We start from the raw sequence: 19,158 nt of genomic DNA, 5'->3' as shown, positions 1-19,158 counted from the left end.
CTGTCTGTCCTGGCTGGCTGCACCATGCGCGCTCGCGCAGCACCCCATGGACAGCGCTTCACTGACCTCGCAGGTACAACAGTGCCACGGCCTGCTGACCAGCGCGCCGCGCACGTCACTGCAGATGGCGCGTTCGTTGCTCGGCGCGCCCGCGCTGCCCACCTCGATCGAGATCGGTGCCTTGGGGTGCCTGGGTGCGGCGCTGCGCTCCCAGGGCCACCTTGACCAGACCATGGAATTGCCCGACCGGCTGCTGGCCGCTGCCGCGCGCCCTGATGCAACGGCCGAGGACCAACTGCGCGCTCATTCCATCGCCGCGCACCTGCTGTTGTGGCGCGGCGACCATGGCCAGGCACTGGAGCTGACCAGCCGCTTCCTGGAAGATGCCGTCCGCCAACGCGACATCCAGGGCCAGATCGGTGCCTTGATGCAGATCGCCATGATCCGCGGCGACGCGATGGGCGACGCGCAAGGCGCATTGACCTACCTGCAGAAAGCCACCGTGTTGAGCGAGCATATGCGTCGGCCGCCCAACCCCGGCGATCTGGTGCTGTACTACAACTTCGGGTATGCACTGCTGCAGATGCAGCGGCTTGAAGAGGCCAATACGGCCTTCAGCCGAGCCGAGGCGATCGGCATGCGCGTGGGCGGCCAGGATCTGTTCCTGCACCGCATCGTCAGTCATCGCGCTGAGATCCAACGCCTGCGCGGACAGTTGCCGGCCGCCGAAGCAGGGCTGCACCGGGCCCTGGCCTGGCAGGCGGCGCAGGACCCGCAGGGCCAGGTGGTCACCCTCCAGCGGCTCGCCCGGCTCACCTTGGAGCGGGCCGGTGCGGAGGCGGCGCGTCCATTGGCGGAAGAAGCCCAGGAGCAGGCCGAGCGCGGCCATTTCACCGATGAAGTCCGTGGCGGGCTGGACCTGCTCGGTGATATCCATACCTTGCTGGGCAACCGCGAGCAGGCCCTGCAGTATGCGCGCCAGGCCCGTGATATCGATCGAGCGCGCAGCAAAGGGGAGACGCTCAATCAGCTCGCCAAGCTACAGGCGACCGCCGAACGCAGCATCAACCCGGCCGACATCCATGCCATGCAGGACCTGGACCGCGTGCGGGTGCTGCGTAATGCCGCACTGGTCGCCTTGTTGATGGTGGCAGGCATCGCCACGTTCATCGTGCTGCGCATGCGTCGGCAACGACGTCGCCTCACCGAGCTGAGCAGCACCGACTGGGTGACCGGCCTGGTCAACCGCCGGGAGGCCGAACTACTGCTCGCCGCGGAACGCGCCAAGTGCGTCGCCGACCAGCGCAGCGTGGTGATGCTGGTGGAAGTGGATGCGTTCAAGGCACTCAACGAGCAGCATGGCCAGGTGGCGGGAGATGCCGTGTTGCGCGCCGTGGCCCAGTGCCTGCGCCGGCACTGCGACCGCCATGACCGGATCGCCCGGTGGGGGGGCGCCACCTTCCTGGTCGTCCGGCACGATACCGCTGCCCCTGCCGCTCAGGCGCTGGCGAGCCATCTGCGTGCCGCGATCGAGCGCCTTGTGGTGGACATCGGCCCGGCCCAGCACCTGACCCCGACGGCGAGCATCGGCATGGCACCGTTGCCGCTGTTCGCGCATGCGCCGGATGCGCTCGACGACAGCCTGCGCGCTGCCGATCGGGCGCTTCAGAGCGTCCGTCGCAGTGGTCACAATGCCTGGGCCATGTTGTGGGGTGAGGAGGCTGGCCGCGATGTCGATCTGTACAGCCTGCTCCACGACCCCGCCAAGGCAATGGCCAGCGGTTGGCTGTCACTGGCGGGAAGCCGGCCAATGGCCTGGCTTCCGCCACGCCCGGAGCCCGCGCGCACCCCGGTCGATCAGGATGTGCAGACCGGCACCGGTCAGCCGCGCTGATCGCGCCCTGCGATCAGCGCGTCACGTCGAAGCGGACTTCCACCCGGCGGTTGGGCAGCAGGCATTCCAGCAGCGCCGCGCGCGGGCGCACGCCATCGCACTGCTGCACCTGCTGGGTATCGCCCTTGTACTCATAGCGGATGTGGGCAGGATCCACGCCCCGGCCAATAAGCAGCTCGCGCACGGTACGGGCACGCCGCTCGGACAACGCCTGGTTGGCATCGAACCCGCGGCCCTGCATGCGGTCGGCATGCCCAACCAGGGTCACACCGTGCAACTGCAGCGACTCGTCGGCAACGCTGGCCAGCGCGCGGTCCACGCTCTCCAGTGAGTAGGTGCGGATGTCGCGGTAGGTGTCCCGGTCGAACTCGAACAGCACATTGGCCACCAGTGGGCCCGGCGCACTAGCGAGGGCCGGGCCGATATCGCACTGTCGGGCCAGCGCCTCGGCGTCATTGACCAGTTCCTCGGCGATCTGGATGTATGGCTTGGAATGGCGCCACTGTTGCTGATTGAACTCGTTGCCGGCGTGCACCAGCTCGACCTCACCGCAGGCGACCTGCTGCTGGGCACACATGAAGCCCGGCGAACCGTGCAGTACCCGCAGGCGCTGCCACAGATCATCGCGCAGGTACTTGGCGTTGTTCACCAGCGGAGTGTCGGTGGGCAACGGCGAGACCCCCTGCTCCATGCCGACGATCAGCCGCTCCGATTCGGTGAGCGCCTGCTGTGGGAACGCGCTGCGATCATTGCGGCTGTACTCGTGGAAGGACACATCCAGCCAGCACTGCGCCTTGGACAGGTGATAGTCGCGTATCGGGCGCCCACCGTCATTGAGCGCCTGGATGCGGCCCTGGGTGGCCTCGTAGGTGCCATGGTCGGCATGGATCGCCTCATCAGTGATGCGCTGCTGCTGCGGCAACAACTGCGCCTGCTGCGCGCCGGCGGGCCCGGCCACGGCAGCCAGGAGGGCCGCGGCAAGCAGCGACGGAGCAATACGGTCAAACGGGGAAAGAGTCGTCATCAGGGCATCCTCAGCGTGCCGGGTCGCGGTAGCGGACGGGGTCCGGCCGGAAAAGGTCTTCATCGAACTTGAAGCGCAGGCGCAGGAACACGCCCTGCTGGGTGTACTCGTAACCATTCAGATCACGATCGCCGGCGAAACCACTCCAGTTGTAGCCGGCCGACAGCCACAGGTTCTGCCGCAGCAGGCGGCCGACCTCCATGCCGTAGGCGTACTGGTTGGCACCGCTCTGCCCGCGGAAAGTGGAGCCAAGCACGCCGATGTCCCAGTTCTCGGTGATGTCATACACCACGCGGCCGGAGAACAGCAGCGCGCGGAAGCGGCTATTGACCCGTGCACTATCGGTGTAGGCGAACTGGTCCTGCTGCCACTTGCCGGCCACGCGGCCGGTGAACCACCACGGTCGCGACGGATGCCAGTCGGCATGCGCCGAAACGATATGCGCGCGGGTGCGCACGTCCTGGCTGCTGCCGTCGATGGTGTTGCCATCGGACAGGGTCAAGCCGCTTTCATCGCGCTCCAGCTTGTACTCGTAGCGGGCCAGCGCATTGATCCGGTTGCGGTCGGTATCGCGGTAGGCCACGCCCAGCTGGAAACGATCCTGAAGCACATCGCCGCGCGCGTCGTACCGCGTGCTCAGCAGGTAGTTGCGGGCCAGCAGGGTCCAGTCGCGGCTGAGCTTGCGGGCCAGCATGAACTGCAGCAGGGTGGTGTTGAACGCTTCGTTGGTCTGGGTATCGGGCACGTCCTCGGAGATGCGGTGCTCGCCGCGGATGGCACCGCGCCACAACGGGTTGGCGCTGTAGTCCAGCGCCAGCGCCAAGCCGGTGCTGTCCCCGGTGCTGCCGTCGATCACCTTGACGTGCTCGGCCGAGCTGGCCAGGCGTAGGCCTTCGCGGATGTCCCAATTGTTGCGGATACCCGAGGCGGCCTGCACATCGCGGCCGCTGATCGAGTCGCGCAGGCGGTACTCGCTGAAGGTCTGGGTATCGCGCAGGTAGCTGCTATCAATACCGAACACCAGCGCATCGGCTTCGCGGTCGGTGGTGGTGATGCCGTAGGCGCTGGTCAGGCCCGTCTGCTTCTCATAGCGGCCATACACACGGCTGCGTTCGAACACCTGGTAATCCAGGCCGGCGGCCAGCCGCTTGCGATCTTCGCCACTGACGCTGTGCTCCACTTCCGCACCCGCGCTGAGGCGATCGCTCATGCGGTAGCCCAGGCCGAACCGGGCACTGTCCGATTCCAGCTCGGTGCCGACCGGCAGGTCGCTGGTGATCGGGCTGCCACTGCTGCTGCCGTTGATGACCATCAGGCCGGTCAGCGGATCCAGCGCTTGTTGGCCGTAGCCCAGTGCACCGCCACCCGATCCGGTCGCAAAGCCACCCGTGAGACCGCCAGCATTGCCGAACGGCACCCCGGACGACCACGGCGAGGTCACGCCGATGGTCTCGCGGATGCTGCGCACGCCCAGGTCAACGGTCAGCCGTTCGGTAGCACCGATGCGTACACCGGCGCCACCGGCATCGCGCTTGCCGCCGTCGGGATTGCGGTCCTCGCTGCGCAGGCCTTCCACATACAGTTCCAGCCGCGGGCCCACCTGGTACGCCAACCGCGCGTTGTACTCACCACGGCCACCGTACAACGGGGCAGCCGGGTTGTTGAAGGCCGGATCGGTACGTGCGGCGAACACGCGGGCGTCGAGCTTGTCGGCGCTGTGCGCGAACTCCACCCGCCAGGCATCGCCCTCGACTTCCCCGGTGATGTCCTTCAGGCCCTGTGAGGTGATCTGGTTGATCGAGTTGGTATTGACCTCGCTGCGGGTGCGCGCGAACTCGGCGACGAGCAGCGTGTTGGCGCCGAACCGGTAGCTCGCGTTCGCGCTGCCCATTTTGAACTCGGCATAGGGATTGCGGTCATCGACCGCCGCCGCGCCGACCTCGAGCTGCTCGGTGAGTTTGACCTGCGCGTCGGCGCCGACCACCCAGAACTTCTCGGTGCCCTGGTCCAGCTCATAGGTGATACGCAGCGACACCGGATTGAGATCGCTGTCGAAGGCCGGCAGGAACTGATTGAGCAGGATGCGGCCGGAGAACGGCTCGAAGCTGTAATCGACCAACCGCGCCAGCGAGCGGACCGAGGTGATGCGGGTAGGCTGGTTGCGATCGCGCACGATCACCTCCACCCGCTCGCTGCCTTCCAGCACGGCGTTGTTGCGCAGCGCATACGGGCCACTGCCCTGGCTGCGGAACTCCTCGATCACCTGGCGCAGCGAATCCTGCATCGCAAACACATTGCTGCGCACACGCTCGCTTTCGAAATGCCAGCCCAGGCCGGTAGCGGTGCGGTTGTAGGTGCCCAGGCTGCGCTGCGGGATCGCGCCACTGCCGCCAATACCGGTTGCGGTGGCCAGCGTGTCGCCGGTCTGGAAGTCGCCGTACAGCAGGTAGCTGCGCTGGTTGTCGATGCGCACGTACAGACGCTCGGCCGAACGTGCATCGAAGCCGCGCAGCGAGGAGTCACCGTAGACCGGATAGAACTCTTCCGGCTGGATGTCGCGCAGCAGGCGACCACGGGTGTCCTTGTCCGAGTCGTAGGCGGCGGTGAGCAGATATTCGCCCTTGATCCGGCCCTTGACGAAGAACGCGGTGCGCGCGGCCGCATTGGCCTTGCCGTTGTTGAACTGGCGTTCCCAGCGGCGGATGTCACGGTCGAAAGCATCGTGATGCTCCACCGGCGAGATCAAACCGGCGTTGCTGCGCCGGCGGAAGTTGACCACGCCTTCGATCAGACCGGTGGCCAGCAGCTCACGCATTTCCGGCAGGAACCCGATCGTGCCCTGCGCCGTCTCGGCGCCGGCAGTGATGCGCAGCACCACGTCCTGCGGCTCATGCGGGGCAAGCAGGTCGAATTCGGCCACGCCATCGACCACCTGCAGCTGGATGCCCGGGGTGACCTTGTCGGCGTCCAGCGCGCCCGGACCGAGTTCATCGGTGCGCGAGCCGGGCAGGCGGATGCGGCCACCACTGGTCTCGATCGTGGCGTACGTGGTACCGGCCAGTGCGCGGCCCTGCCCATCGAGCAGCTGCACACGTACATGCACGGCGCTCTGGCCGTCGGCTGGCACGCCATCACGGTCCAGCTCGACCAGGATCCGGTCGAGCGTGCCCGGCACGGCGCTGTCCAGCGCGCGCGGGGCGGCGTCGGTACTGGTCGGGCTGCGCGGGTACAAGGTGCTGGCATCGCCGAGCACCGGCGTGAAGCGGCCCGGGCTGCCGACGCTCTGCGCCATGGCGGGCACCGCAGCCAGGGCGCAGGCGAGCAGGCTCAGGCGCGGCAGGCGGGACAACGTCGAGACGCGGCTCATGGCTGGTCCTCCGTCGAAGCGCCGGCAGCGGGCGGATGGGCTCTGGGATGCACGATCGGTCTCTGGTTGGCCGAGTCGGTCGCCTGTTGCGGCGCCCGCGCGGGTTTGCTGTCGAAACGCAGCGGCGGTTGCCCGGTCTCGGTCTCCGGCGCACGCACCTCACCCTGGGTGCGGCGGGCCTTGACCTGCTCCAGCACCGGGTTGGCACAGCTGCCTTCGATGAAATCAGCCCGGTGCAGTTCACCGTTCTTGAGATCCAGGAACAGGCTGTCTGCATCGCCCAGGTTGCGGTTGCTGCTGGTGGTCAGGCGCGCGCCGAGCGGCAACGTGCTGGCGTCCACTTTCAGCGTGTGACTCTGCGGCGGCAGGCCGCAGTAGCTGTACTTGCCTTCCGAATCGCTGATCACCCAGGTGCCGTCGGAGAAGTACAGGCGCACGCCGGGGATGCCGAGTTCTTCGCGGTCCTGCACGTGGTTGTTGTTGCAGTCCACGAACACCTTGCCGAGCACGCAGGCCTGATCGGTGAACACACCGCCGGTGACCCGCACGCGGTACTCGGCACGGTTGGAGGGCAAGGCACCCGGCAGCGGGGTGATCGCCGCCGGATCGATACAGCCGCCGGCGATGGAACAGCCGAACGCCTGCGCGCGATTGATGCCATCGCCCTGCTGTGCGCCTACGCCTACCCGCACGCGGTAGGTCAGCACGATCTGGCCACCGACGCTGATCGGGCCGACATCGAAGCCCAGCAACGGGCCCGGCTTGCCGGACGGATCGGTCACGGCGCGGCCGTCGGCACGTGCGGTGCCGTCGATGTAGGTAAAGCCACGCGGCAGGCGATCAATCACGTTGACCGTGCGCAGCGCGCTGCCCGCGGTCTGACGGATGGTGATCGTGTACTGCACGGTATCGCCGATCTCGGCGGTCTGCCGATCGCCGTTCTTGCTGATGGCCAGGCCGGTCGCTACCGCGGTATCCAGCGGCAGGTGGTTGTTGATGATGGCCGCCGTGTCCGAGCCGGCGAACAGGCCGAGGTAGTACTGCGTCGCCACGCCGACCGCACCGGTTGGCGCCAGACGATTCGGCTGCACCTGATGGTTGGCACCGGCACTACCGGCCGGCGACAGCGAGCCGCCCTGCGGTGGGATCAACGTCGACACGAATTGATAGCTGCCCGGCGGCGTCACGGTGAGTTGGAATTCGCAGCGGGCCGGCGCGGCAGGACCGAAGGCGAACTGGTAGAAGCCCTCGCTGCCCACTGTCATCGAGATCGCGCTGCCTTCCAGACGATAGCCGCCGCTACCCGCATTGAGCACCGAGGTGCGCGGGTCGTAGCCCGCACACATGCCGACCGGCGCCAGGGTCACGATCGAGCCGGGGACGGGGTCGCGGGTGGTGGCGTCATAGACCACGCCCGACGGATCCACCGGCAGACTCTGCTGCGGCAGGTGCTGGCCAGGACGGAGCACGACTTCCAGCTGGCTGAGGCCGTTCTCGTTGACCCGGCAGGCGCTGACCCCGGCGCGCGCGATGGCGGCCGGTGCATCGCAGGCTTCCTGGATCCCGGCCACGGTTTCGCGGGTCACCGGGTTCGGCCACAGGATGTTGGAGGTCGGATCGCGGAAGCGGATGTTCCAGGTCACGCCTGGCACCACGTCGCCGAAGCGGTAGCTGCCGTCGGCACCGGTCGTGGTGGTCTTCACCACTTGGCCGCTGGCCGGGTCGACCAGTTCGACGATCCACGATGGCAGCCGCTTGTCGCCGCCGTCCAGCAGCTGGTCATCGCTGCCGATGTCGTACCACACGGTGCCGCCGACCGAGGCGGCCAACTGCACGGCATTGGGCACGCGACAGGCGTTGAACTGGATGGCCTCCACGCACTCGGGCAGTTGGGTCACATCGCCTTCAAACGCGCTGCGCTCGGCCGGGGTCGGCGCGCGGAATTCATTCTCGCCGCCGCCCTCGACCAACACGGCATTGTTAACGGTGCCAGCTTCTGCGGCGGCGGCACCAACCAGTGCCTGCACCTCGATGGTGTCCACCGCGGTGGCACCGGCGGCCAGCACCTGCTGGCTGCGGCAGTTGAAGCGGGTCTCGCCCACCGCGCCGGTGCACACCCAACCGGTCCCGCTCGGCGCCGCCGCCAGGGTCAGCCCCTGCGGCAGACGGTCGTGCACGATGTACTCGCCACGCGACGGCTGCTGCCCACCATTGCGCACGTGGACGGTGTACGTGGCGATGTTGTTGACGGTGAAGCGTGTGCTGCCCGCGGTCTTGCTGACCAGCATGTCCGGTGAATCACCGATCTCGCCGAAATTGTTGTCGAGCGAGTCGCCGCCCAGCGGCAACACAATCTGGCTGATCGCCGAGGGCACGGTGTCGCGGCCGGTGGCCAGGCCAGTGACGACGCCGTCCACGGCGCCGGCACTGGTGATGCCGTTGAGGGTCTGCGGCGGCTGGGTCGGCTCCGTCACCGTATAGGTGCCCGGACGCAGCTCTTCGAAGCGATAGCGGCCCTCCGCATCGGTGGTCAGGGAGATCGAGACCGACTGGCCCAGATCATCGGTTCCGGTCAGCACCACGGTGACGTTGGCGATGCCGCCCTCACCTGCGTCGACCACGCCGTTGTCGTTGCTGTCGTTGTAGACGCGGCCGGCAATGCTGCCGGTCGGGATCTCACCGAAGTTGTTGTTCACCGACTGCTGGTTCACGCCCAGCACCAGGCCGGTGATCTTCGACGGCGTGGTGCCCGGCGCGGTCACGGTGCCGCCGGTGCTGCCAGCCACGGTACGGCCGTCACGGGTGCCCGCCGGCTGGTCCGGCTCGGTCACCGTGTAGGTGCCCGGCGGCAGGTCGCTGAAGCTGTAGTTGCCCTCGGCATCGGTCACGGTGTCGCGGCTGACCGGATTGCCCACCAGGTCGGTGCCGGTCAGGGTGATGGTGACGTTGGCCAGACCGGTTTCACTCGGGTCAACCACGCCATCGTTGTTACGGTCGATCCAGACCTTGCCACTGATGCCGCTGTTGAGCGGAATCTCACCGAACAGGTTGTCCACCGAGGCGCTGCCCGGGGTGGACAGATCGATCGTGCTGATGCGGCTGGGCACGGTGGTCACCGGCGTGCCGGTGCCACTGCTGACACCATCGACGGTGCCCGCGGTGGTGATGCCATTGCTGGTGCCGGTCGGCTGCTGCGGTTCGGTCAGGGTGTACGTGCCCGGGCGCAGGTCGGCGAAAGCGAAACGACCCTCGGCGTCGGTCTGCACGCTGCGCGTGACGCTGGCGCCGGTGTCGTCGGTGCCGGTCAGCTCGATGGTGACGCGTTCGATGCCGGTTTCGGCCGCGCCGTTCTGCGCACCATTGTTGTCGGCATCGAAAAACACCGTGCCGGACACGGCGACGGCCAGCACTTCACCGAAGTTGTTGTTGAGGGACGTCTTGCCCGCCGGCAGCACGACAGCGCTGATCGCGCTGGGCACGCTCGCCACCGGGGTGGCGGCGCCGACCGGGCTACCGTCGATGATGCCGGCAGCGGTAATGCCGTTGATCGTCGCGACGCCGTTGAACACCGGCTGCGCGGCCTGCTGGGTCACCGTATAGGTGCCCGCCAGCAGGTCGTCGAAGCGATACCGCCCGTCGGCATCGGTCGCGATCGCCGCGACCGGCTGGCCCAGCGCATCCACGGTGCCGCCCGGCAGCTGCACCTGCACGTTGGGCAGGCCCGGTTCGCCGGCGTCCTGCACGCCGTTGTTGTTGCGGTCCAGGTAGACCGTGCCGGAGAGCGCAGCAGCGCGCTCGCCGAAGTCATTGCCGGTGGAGCCGGCCGCGGGCAGGTTGGTGATCGTGATCAGGTTGCCCGGGGTTTCGCGCCCCTCGGCCAAGCCGGTCGGCTGGGTCTCGGTGATGCGGTAATCCTGGCCGGCCACGGCGCCGGGATAGCTGTAATGGCCATCGGCATTGGTCACCAGCGTTTCGGTGGTGTCATCGGCGGTGCCGAACACACCGTCCGGGCCCGCACCCACGATGATCACCTGCACGCCGGGGATGCCGACGTCGCCGGCGTTGCTCTCGCCATCGTCGTTGCGGTCCAGGTAGACCGTGCCGCTGATCGGGGCGTTGGCCAGCTCACCGAACAGGTAGCCGGTAGCGTCCTGTCCCGCGTTGATGGCGATGCCGGAGATCACGTTGGGCACGGCGGTGCTGCCCGGCGTAGCGGCGTTGCCGGCGGTGTGCTTGCCATCCAGGTACGTGGCCGGCTGGGTTTCAGTCAGCGTGTAGCCGGTGCCCGCCTGGGCCGGCAGCAGATCGCTGAAGCGGTAGGCGCCATCGGCATCGGTGGTCGCGGTCAGGTTGACCGGATTGCCGAGCACATCGGTACCGGTGAGCGTCACGATCACGTTGGCGATCGGGTTCTCGCCGCTGTCGCGGAGGCCGTTGTTGTTGCTGGCGGCCACGTTGGAGAAATCTTCGTAGACCGACCCGGCGATCGAGCCGAGCTTCTCGCCGAAGTCATTGCCGCTGGAACCGGTCAACGGCAGCGCGGTGATGTCGATCTGGTTGCTCGGGTTCTCGGTCGCATCGGCGTAGCCCGGGGGCTGCGTTTCAGTGATGCGGTAGTTCTGGCCCACGACCAGATTTTCGAAGGTGTAACGGCCCTGTGCATCGGTCTGCACGGTGACCGGCGGCAGATCATCGGCGGTGCCATAGATGCCGTCCGGGCCTGCGCCGGTCAGGGTGATGGTGACATCCAGCAGGCCACCATTGGGCTGCGAGCCGCGGCCGCCGGCGTCACCCGCGTCGAAGTCGCCGTTGCCGTTGCGGTCCAGGTAGACATGGCCGGAAATGGACGTGATCGCGTCTTCGCCGAAATTGAACGCGGTACCGTCGTCGCCACTGGACAGATCGATGCCGGCAATGCGGTCCGTCGTGGGCGCATCGCCGCTCGCGCCCGTGCCCACCGTGCAGCTCGCGCAGGCAGCCCCACCGATCAGGCCGGGGTTGATGGCGCTGGGGCGGTTGCGATAGCTGCCATCCGGCAGCACTTCGCGCAGCGTATAGACCTGCAACGGGTCCAGCGCGATGAAGCTGTAGCTGCCGTCATTGCCCGTGGTGCGGGTGTCCAGCACCGTGCCGGTGGCATCGAGCAGTTCGATGGTCGCGTTGGCGATCGGGGCATCACCGGCATCGCGCACGTTGCTGTAGTTGCCGTCCACGTAGACGAAGCCGGACAACGACGGGCGACGCACTTCGGGGAAGTTGTAGCGCACCGCATCCACACCCGCGCCCAGCGCGATCGTGGTGTAGACCGAATCGGCGCTGGCGGGCGGCGTCACCGCGGCGAATGCACCACCGGCCGAAGGCGCCTGGGCGCCGGTTGCCGGCGGCGCAACCGGACCGTTGACGTAGGCAGCCGGCTGGCCCTGGGTCAGGGTGTAACCGGCGGTGCCTGCCGGGGCCAGGTTGTCGAAGCGGTAGGCGCCCTGCGCGTCGGTGGTGGCATCCAGCGCAACAACATTGCCGTACGCATCTTCACCACTGAGGTGCACGGTGACGCCGGAGATCAGCGGCTCGCCACTCTGCAGCGTGCCACCGTTGGCACCGTCGCGGTCGCGGTCCTGGAATACCACGCCGGCCAGGGAAGAACGCACCACGGTGTGCGTGGTGGTGCCCTCGTTGTTGTCCGGCTCCGGATCGAGCTGGTCGCTGGTGGTCTTGGCGGTATTGATGCCGGCGCCATTGGCCGGCACGGTGGTCCAGCGCGCGGGAATCAGCACCCGCACGCGCCCGTCCAGAGCCAGATCGCCCATACGGCAGGTGACATTGCGACCGGCCAGCAGGCAGTTGCCGATACCGGTGGTCTGCACGCCGCTGTCGTTGGTGCTGCCCAGCTTCTGCCAGGTGATCGCGGCGGCTCCGCCAAGGACTTCCAGCCCTTCCGGCAGGGTGTCGGTGACGACCACGCCATCGCCGTTGAGCGGATTGCTGCCGCTGCGATCGCGCGACAGGCTGTGTCCGGGGCCGTGGTTGACCACGTCCAGGACGAACCAGAACGGCTGACGCAGGCTGACCGTGCCTGCCGCGGCCGGCAAGGCCTGGCTGGGGTCGGCGCTCGGCGCAAGCACAACGCTGGACTTCTTCATTTCCAGATCCGCGCGGGTGCGGATGCTGGTTTCCTGGGTCGCGGTGTTGTTGCTGGTGTCGCTCTCTGCCTCAGAGGAACGCGCGGTCACCGCGTTCTTCAGCGTCTCGCCGGTGGACGGTGGGGCGGTCATGTACTGGTAGACCAGATACAGATAGCTGGTCTGGTTGGCGGTGATGATGCCCTCTTCCGTCGTGCTCACCCCGGCACTGGGCATGGTGCAGGAAATGGTCTGCGGCCCGTTGCTGGGATTGCTGCTGCCGGCCGCCACCGAGCAGCGACTGCCGACCGGCTCCAGCGCGCCAAGGGGCGCGGCGGCCGTGCCCGTGCGGCTGCCCACCAGGCTGACGCTGGCGCCGGGCGGCGGGCTGATGGTGTCATCGATCATCGTGTGCGTGGCCAGCGAGGGGCCCGCGTTGCGCACGCTGATCTGGTAGTAGATGTGGTTGTTGGTCTCCATCCCGGCGCGGGAGTCGAAGCCCAACGGGTCCACCGCACCGACGAAGTTCTGATCGATCTTGTTGACGATCAGGTCCACGCGACCGGCTTCGAACGGCAAGGTGGCGTCCTTGGTGTCGTCGTCGTTGCGATTGTTGTAATCGTAGGTACGGCCATTGGCATCGGTGCCACTGGACGGATCCGGCGTGCCATCGCCATTGAGGTCGAAATGGAAGCCCCCGGTGTTGGTGAACTGGCGTCCGGTATTGCCACTGTTGACGTTCGGACGGATCACCACCGTCATCGTTTCGGTCGAACTGTTGGCCATGTCCTTGGCCGTGCAGGTCAGGCGCAGCGTGGCCGGTGCACCGCCGGTGTTGAACCAGGAGGTGCCGCCCGGCGCCGACGCGGATCCGATCGAAGCATCCTGCGCGCTGACGTTGCACCTCTTGTCCCCCGCGTCCGAGCCGGTCCGCAGCGCCGAAACCAGCACGAAGCCGGCGTCGTTGGCGGGCAGCGTGAACAGGTCGCTGAAGACCACGCCCCGTGCCGTCGACGGACCCATGTTCTGGTAGGTGATGCGATAAGTAGTGTTGACGCCCGCACGCCCCGGGGTGCCCGAGGTGATGTCCTTGCGGGTGGTGGCGACGTTGGCGACCGCATCGATCTGAACCCAGTCCGAGGCAGTGTTGTTGCTCTGATCGATCTCGCCGAGCGCGCCGGCGATGGCCGGGTTGATGCGCACCCCGGCCGTATTGCAGAAGCGGCCCGGCAGTAGCGGCTGCCCACCGCAGACGCCAGCCGGTTGACTCTGGCTGTCGAACAGGCCACGGTTGACGGTGAAGCGTACCGTCGCGGTCTCGTTGCGGGCCAGCACGGTGGCGCCGGCATCGCACACCCACGCGCTGCCACTCAGGCGGCAGTTCCACCCCGCCGGCATGGTGTCCGCGGTCACCGTGGTGACCCCGGTGACGAAGCCCGGAATCGGATCGTTCACTACCACGCCGGTGGTGGCTGCACCGGCATTGCGGATCTGCAGCGTGTAGCTCACCGAGCCATCACTGTTGCGGATGATGTTGTCGGTGTCGCCCGCGCCGTTGGTCTGCTTGGTGATGGACAGGTCGGCACGGTCATCGGTGGCACGACTTTCGCCACCTGCACAGTCATTGGTGTCGTTCGGGTCGCGATCGATGCCGCCGGCGGTACCCGGCTCGAGCGCGCCACCGCTGCCACCGGTGCAGGCGTCGTTGCGCAGCGCGCCGGCGGTGCGTGCCAGGGTCCGCAGTGACAGCGCAGGCGCGCTGGCATTGACGGCCACCGGGTAGCCGGTGGCCAGGGTGCAGGTCACCGTCTGTGCCCGACCGACGGCCCAGACGCGATCGACGCTGCAGCTCCACTGCCCCACGGTCACCGAGGTGCCGGGCAGGATCGGCTGCCCGCTGGTGTCCACCCATTCCTCGCCGGGGGCCAGCGTATCGACCACCTGCAGATTGCTGGTCACCGCGCGCGGCCCCAGGTTCTGCACACCCAGCGTGGACGTCATCATGCTGTCGCTGCGCATGCCGGTGCCGTTCCACACCGGCACCAGCAACGGCAACTTGGACTTGCTCATGCGCAGGTCGGCGCCATCGGGAATGATGGTCAGGCCAACGGTGCCGCGATTGTTGCCTGGCACCGGGTCCGGCGTGGTCGCGCTGATCTGCGCGGTGTTGCTGACAACGCCGCTGCTGTTGGCACCGGTCGAAGGCACCTGCGCGGTGATGGTGATGATCGCCTGGGCACCCGGCGCGAAGCTGCCGGCCAAGGTACAGGTGCGCGTGGTCGCGCCCGCATTGTTGTTGCAGGTCCAGCCCGGGGGGGCGTTGCCGCCGGTGATCACGAAGCCTTCGGGCATCGCATCGGTGACCACGACGCCGCTGGCGGCGCTGGGGCCGTCGTTGCGTGCGGTCAAGGTGTAAGTGACGATCGAGCCGGCCGCCGCCGGGGCCGGCGATACCGACTTGGACATCGCCAGGTCCGCACCGGCCGTGACGGCGGTGGTCACCTGCGCTGAATTGTTGTCCGGCACCGCATCGGGCACGGAACCGGCGTTGACCACCGCGGCATTGACGATGTTGCCGGTGCCGACGTTGACCTTGCCGCGGAACTGATAGCTCGCGCTCGCGCCAACGGCCAAGGTGCCGTTGTAAGTGCCGTTCTGTGCGCTGAAGCTCCAGTCCGCACCGCTCGGTGCACCGACCAGCGTCACATTGGGCGGCAGCGTGTCCACCACGCGGAAGCCGGTGGTGACGCTGGGGCCGTTGTTCTTGACGGTCAGGGTGTAGGTGATCTCACCGCCACCGATCACCGGGTCGGGCGTGGCGGACTTGCTCAGCTCCAGATCGGCCGCGGCCTGGATTGTGGTGGTCTGGTTGGAAAGGTTGTTGCCGGTATTGGTGTCACCGGCAAAGAACGGATCGTTGTCCTGCAACAACACGATCGGTGTGGTTGCCGGCGGCAGCGCGGCGGCGAAGCCGATCGCCGCATGCAGGGTGATGGTGGCCGGCTGCGTCTGCACGGTGGCGACCGGCAGCTTGAACTGGTACGGCGCACCGGAGGCGCTCAGGGTCGGGTTGGTGCACACCACGCGGGTGGTACCGGCGCTGCCAGGCGAGGCGCTGCAGCCTGCCGGTGCCGGGCTTCCCAATGCCGTGCCGACCGGCAGGTCGATGATCGTGACGCTGCCGGGCGCGTTGTCATTGGCGCCGTTCTCGACCTTGACGTTGTAGATCACGGTGGTGCCCGCCGGTACCGGGTCGTAGCCGGTATCGGAGAAGTCGGTGATCTGCAGATCGATCGCCAGCGCCGACAACGGCAGGGCCAGCAACAGGGTCGCCAGGGCGGCGCGCAACCGGCCCAGGCGGGCGGATGTGTTTGCGCGCTCGAACGGCGTCACCGCCGCGCAGATGGCTGCGCGATCGCTATGGCTGGACATGCGTTGTTCCCCTGTTCCGGTCTCTGCTGCTTTCAGAGGGAACGCGCTGCGCTCCCATGACGTGATGCGACCTGGCCGTGCACGACTGTCGTCATTGACACGCTCAGGCGGGGCGCATTGTGGTGGTGCCGGATCGGCAAGTCAGTTCCGCCCGCTCACGCTGGCTCACACTTGCTCACGCCGGGATGGGAGGCCTGGTCAGGCGGTCAGCAGATAGCCCCGCCCACGCAGGGCGCGGATCGGCAGCTCCGCACCGGTGGCGGCACGCACGCGCGCGCGTAACCGGTGCACCAGCACGTCGAGCCGGTGCGGATCGAAATCCCACGGGGTGTCGGTGATGTCGTCGATCAGGCACTCACGCGTGACCGGCTCACCCGCGGCCTCGAACAAGCGCTGGAGCGCAGCACGCTCCATGGCGGTCAACGCCAGCGTCTGCTGAGTGGGCGAGTGCAGCGTCCAGGCATCGGCAGAGAGCTGCCAGGCCCGCCGCACCTCCGTGATGATCTGCACGGCGGGGTGCCCTGCGGACAAGCGACGACGCAGGCTGAGCAGCCCGGCGGCCAGCACGTCCAGATCCAGCGGTTTCACCAGGTACACATCGGCACCCTGGGTCAGGCCATGCGCCATGTCATGCGGACTGCCACGCCCGGTCAGCATCACGATGCCGATGTCCGCGGCCTGGCGCAGGTGGCTGGCCACCGTATAGCCGTCTTCGCCGGGCAGGCCGACATCGAGCACGACGATATCGCAGCGATCATGCAACAGCGCGCGGTAAAGCGCCTCGGCGCTGCCCAGACCGCGGACCCCGGCACCGCGCCACTGCAGGTCATCGAGCATCAGTGCCAGCAGTTCCGGGTCGTCCTCGACCACCCAGACGGTCAAACCGTCCAGTTCCTTGTGTGCCGCTGGCAGCTGTGCGCCGCCGCGGTTGTCCTGGTCTGCCGTCACGTGACCGCTGTCTCCCTTCACCGGCCTGCAGTCTAGCTGCCACCCGGAAGCGAGCCAAATGCGACAAAGGTGGCAGTCGAATCAAGGCATGCCACCCGTTGGAAACGGCTGTCGCCGGTCACGACGATCCTGACCGGCGATGCCCCTTACTCGGCCGGCACGCCCATTTCCTTCAGCAGCTCCGGTGCCGGGTAGACCTTGGCCAGCAGCCAGCGCAGGTAGCGCATGTCCACGTGCACCGCGCGCTTGAAGCGCGGGTCGAACCACCAGCTGGCGCTGACCGACTCCCAGTTGCTGTCGAAGTTAAGGCCGATCAGCTCGCCCTTGGCATTGAGCACCGGCGAGCCGGAGTTGCCGCCGGTGGTATCCAGGTTGGTCAGGAAGTTGACCGTCTGGGTCTTCAGCACCGGATCGGCGGTGGAGCCGAAATCACCCTTGGCGATCGCGTCCAGCAGCGGCTTGGGCGCATCGAACGGATAGGCGTTGGTGTTCTTCTCGACGATCCCGGCCACGGTGGTCACCGGGTCGAAATGAACCGCATCGCGCGGGGACAGCGCTTCGACCTTGCCGTAGCTGATGCGCAGCGTGCGGTTGGCATCCGGGTACACCGCACGGCCCTGCTTGGCACGCCAGGCGAACAGGGCCTGCATGTAGGCCGGGCGCAGGCGCAGCTGCTCGCCCTCACGGGTCTTGCGCTCGTCATCCAGGCGCAGCTGCGCGGCGACCAGCGGGCCGGCCAGATCGATCAGCGGATCGCGCGCCAGCGCCTTGCCCGCTTTCGCCGCAGCAAAGCGCGACAGGCGCTCGGCTTCGTCGCCCAGATGCGTGCTGGCGTACAGCGTGTCCAGGGTCTTGACCAGCGCGGCCGGGGTGCGGCCGAAGGCGGCATCGAACTCGGGCACGCGCTGCGCCTCCGGCAGCTGCTGGTAACGGGTCAGCAGCGTGGTCAGCAGGGCCTTTTCGATGGCTGGGTCGTACCGGCGCTGGACCTGCTTGAGCACGCCTTCGATCAGCGCCAGATCGCGCTGCTGGTAGCCGCTGTCACGCTCGGCATCGGGCTTGGTCGATTCGATGCGCAGGCGTTCCAGGGTCAATGCCGAACGCAGCAGCTGGCTCTGCGCCGAGAGCAGGTCGAGCAGCAGATCGCGCTCGCCTACCGAGGCACCGCTGGACAGCGAGGTGAGCAGCGACTGGATGTCGCCCTGGTACTTCGCATCGGTGGCCTGCAGCATCGCCGCTTCATCGGCGGCACGCTGCGCCTTGGCATCGCTGCGCAGCAGGCCTTCCAGCTCACCGGCGGCCCGCTTGCGGTTGTTCTTCAGCGACTGCAGCTGTGAGGCGTAACGGGTACGTGCCTGGGCGTCCTTGGCACTGGCCCCCTCGATGGTGTCGATCATCTGCTGGAACACCGCCACGCGGCGCGGCAGCACCGCGTCGATCTGGCTGGCGAATTCCGCGGCCGTGCGATGGCGGTAGGTGATGCCCGGATAGCCGGCCAGCATCGCGTAATCGCCGGTCTTCGGGCCGTCGATCGCCATCTTCAGGTGGGCCGGCGGGTGATAGGGCACGTTGTCCACGCTGTACGGCGCGGGCTTGCCGTCCTTGCCGACGTAGGCACGCAGCAGGGTGAAATCGCCGGTGTGGCGCGGCCACATGAAGTTGTCGATCTCATCGCCGTAGTTGCCGATCGCGCGCGGCGGCGCATAGACCAGGCGCACATCGCTCAGCTCGAGCTGGCGGATGCGATAGAAATCGGTGCCGTAGTACATGTCCGCCACGCTGCAGCGGATGTTGCCTTCCTTCTCGCAGTCGGCCACCAGCTGCTTGCTGGCGCGGTCCACCGCGTCGAAGTACGCACGCCCGGTCTTGCCGCGCGCATCGCGCAGCACGTCATCGGTGACCTTGTCGAACCCGACCGTGACCAGCACGCGGAAATCCGGGTTGGCCGCGCGCTCATCGCTGCGGCCCTTGGCGATGAAGCCGTCGTTGATCAGGTTGTGCTCGGCCGAGCTGTTGTACTGGATCACGCCCATGGCGACGTGGTGGTTGGTCAGCAGCAGGCCGTCGTCGGAGACGAACGAGCCGGTACCGCCACCGGCCCGCACCACCGCGCTCAGCGGCGGCGCGGTGACGTTGGCCAGGTTGCCCGGGTTGCCCTTGAAGCCGGCCGCCTTCAGCGGTTTGGCCAGGTCCGGCAGCTGGGTCGGCATCCACATGCCTTCATCGGCATGGGCGCCGGCGGCGAGGGTCAGGCCAAGCGCCAGCGCGGCGGTGAGGGGTTTGCGTGAAGACATGGGCACATCCGGTACGTCAGAACAGCCCGAGACCTTAGCCGCTGCGCCCGGCAGGGGCAACGGCCGATGGTTGGGCAAGC

6 protein-coding genes are annotated in these 19,158 nt (G+C 67.6%); 1 reads left to right on the top strand and 5 read right to left on the bottom strand.

What is annotated here, in order from left to right; translation table 11 throughout:
• Positions 1–46 precede the first annotated feature (46 nt).
• On the top strand, positions 47–1,894 hold the full coding sequence (locus tag HDC96_RS08815) for a GGDEF domain-containing protein (RefSeq protein ID WP_179459679.1): 1,848 nt from the start codon (positions 47–49) through the stop codon (positions 1,892–1,894).
• A 13-nt stretch (positions 1,895–1,907) separates the two neighbouring features.
• Here HDC96_RS08815 and HDC96_RS08810 read toward each other — a convergent pair whose 3' ends face one another.
• From HDC96_RS08810 to HDC96_RS08790, 5 genes are all read right to left on the bottom strand, one after another.
• Entirely contained in the window at positions 1,908–2,918 is a 1,011-nt protein-coding gene (locus HDC96_RS08810; RefSeq protein ID WP_179459678.1) for an OmpA family protein, read from the bottom strand.
• A gap of 10 nt (positions 2,919–2,928) precedes the next feature.
• Complete coding sequence (locus HDC96_RS08805; protein ID WP_179459677.1) at positions 2,929–6,285, bottom strand: Ig-like domain-containing protein; 3,357 nt, start codon at positions 6,283–6,285, stop codon at positions 2,929–2,931.
• Positions 6,282–15,836 (bottom strand): SdrD B-like domain-containing protein, encoded by a 9,555-nt coding sequence (locus tag HDC96_RS08800; protein ID WP_179459676.1) that lies wholly within the window; start codon positions 15,834–15,836, stop codon positions 6,282–6,284. The genes HDC96_RS08805 and HDC96_RS08800 overlap by 4 nt, the downstream gene beginning before the upstream one ends.
• A gap of 198 nt (positions 15,837–16,034) precedes the next feature.
• The gene (locus tag HDC96_RS08795; protein WP_179459675.1) at positions 16,035–16,784 is read right to left on the bottom strand and encodes a response regulator transcription factor; all 750 of its coding nucleotides are present in this window, start codon (positions 16,782–16,784) and stop codon (positions 16,035–16,037) included.
• Between the two features lie 146 nt (positions 16,785–16,930).
• Entirely contained in the window at positions 16,931–19,078 is a 2,148-nt protein-coding gene (locus tag HDC96_RS08790; protein ID WP_179459674.1) for a S46 family peptidase, read from the bottom strand.
• Positions 19,079–19,158: the final 80 nt, after the last annotated feature.

Origin of the sequence: Stenotrophomonas sp. JAI102, assembly GCF_013409105.1 — a bacterium.
GTDB lineage: Bacteria > Pseudomonadota > Gammaproteobacteria > Xanthomonadales > Xanthomonadaceae > Stenotrophomonas > Stenotrophomonas maltophilia_AA.
Note: the sequence above shows the minus strand (reverse complement) of the source record. Positions and strands in the feature narration are given on the sequence as shown.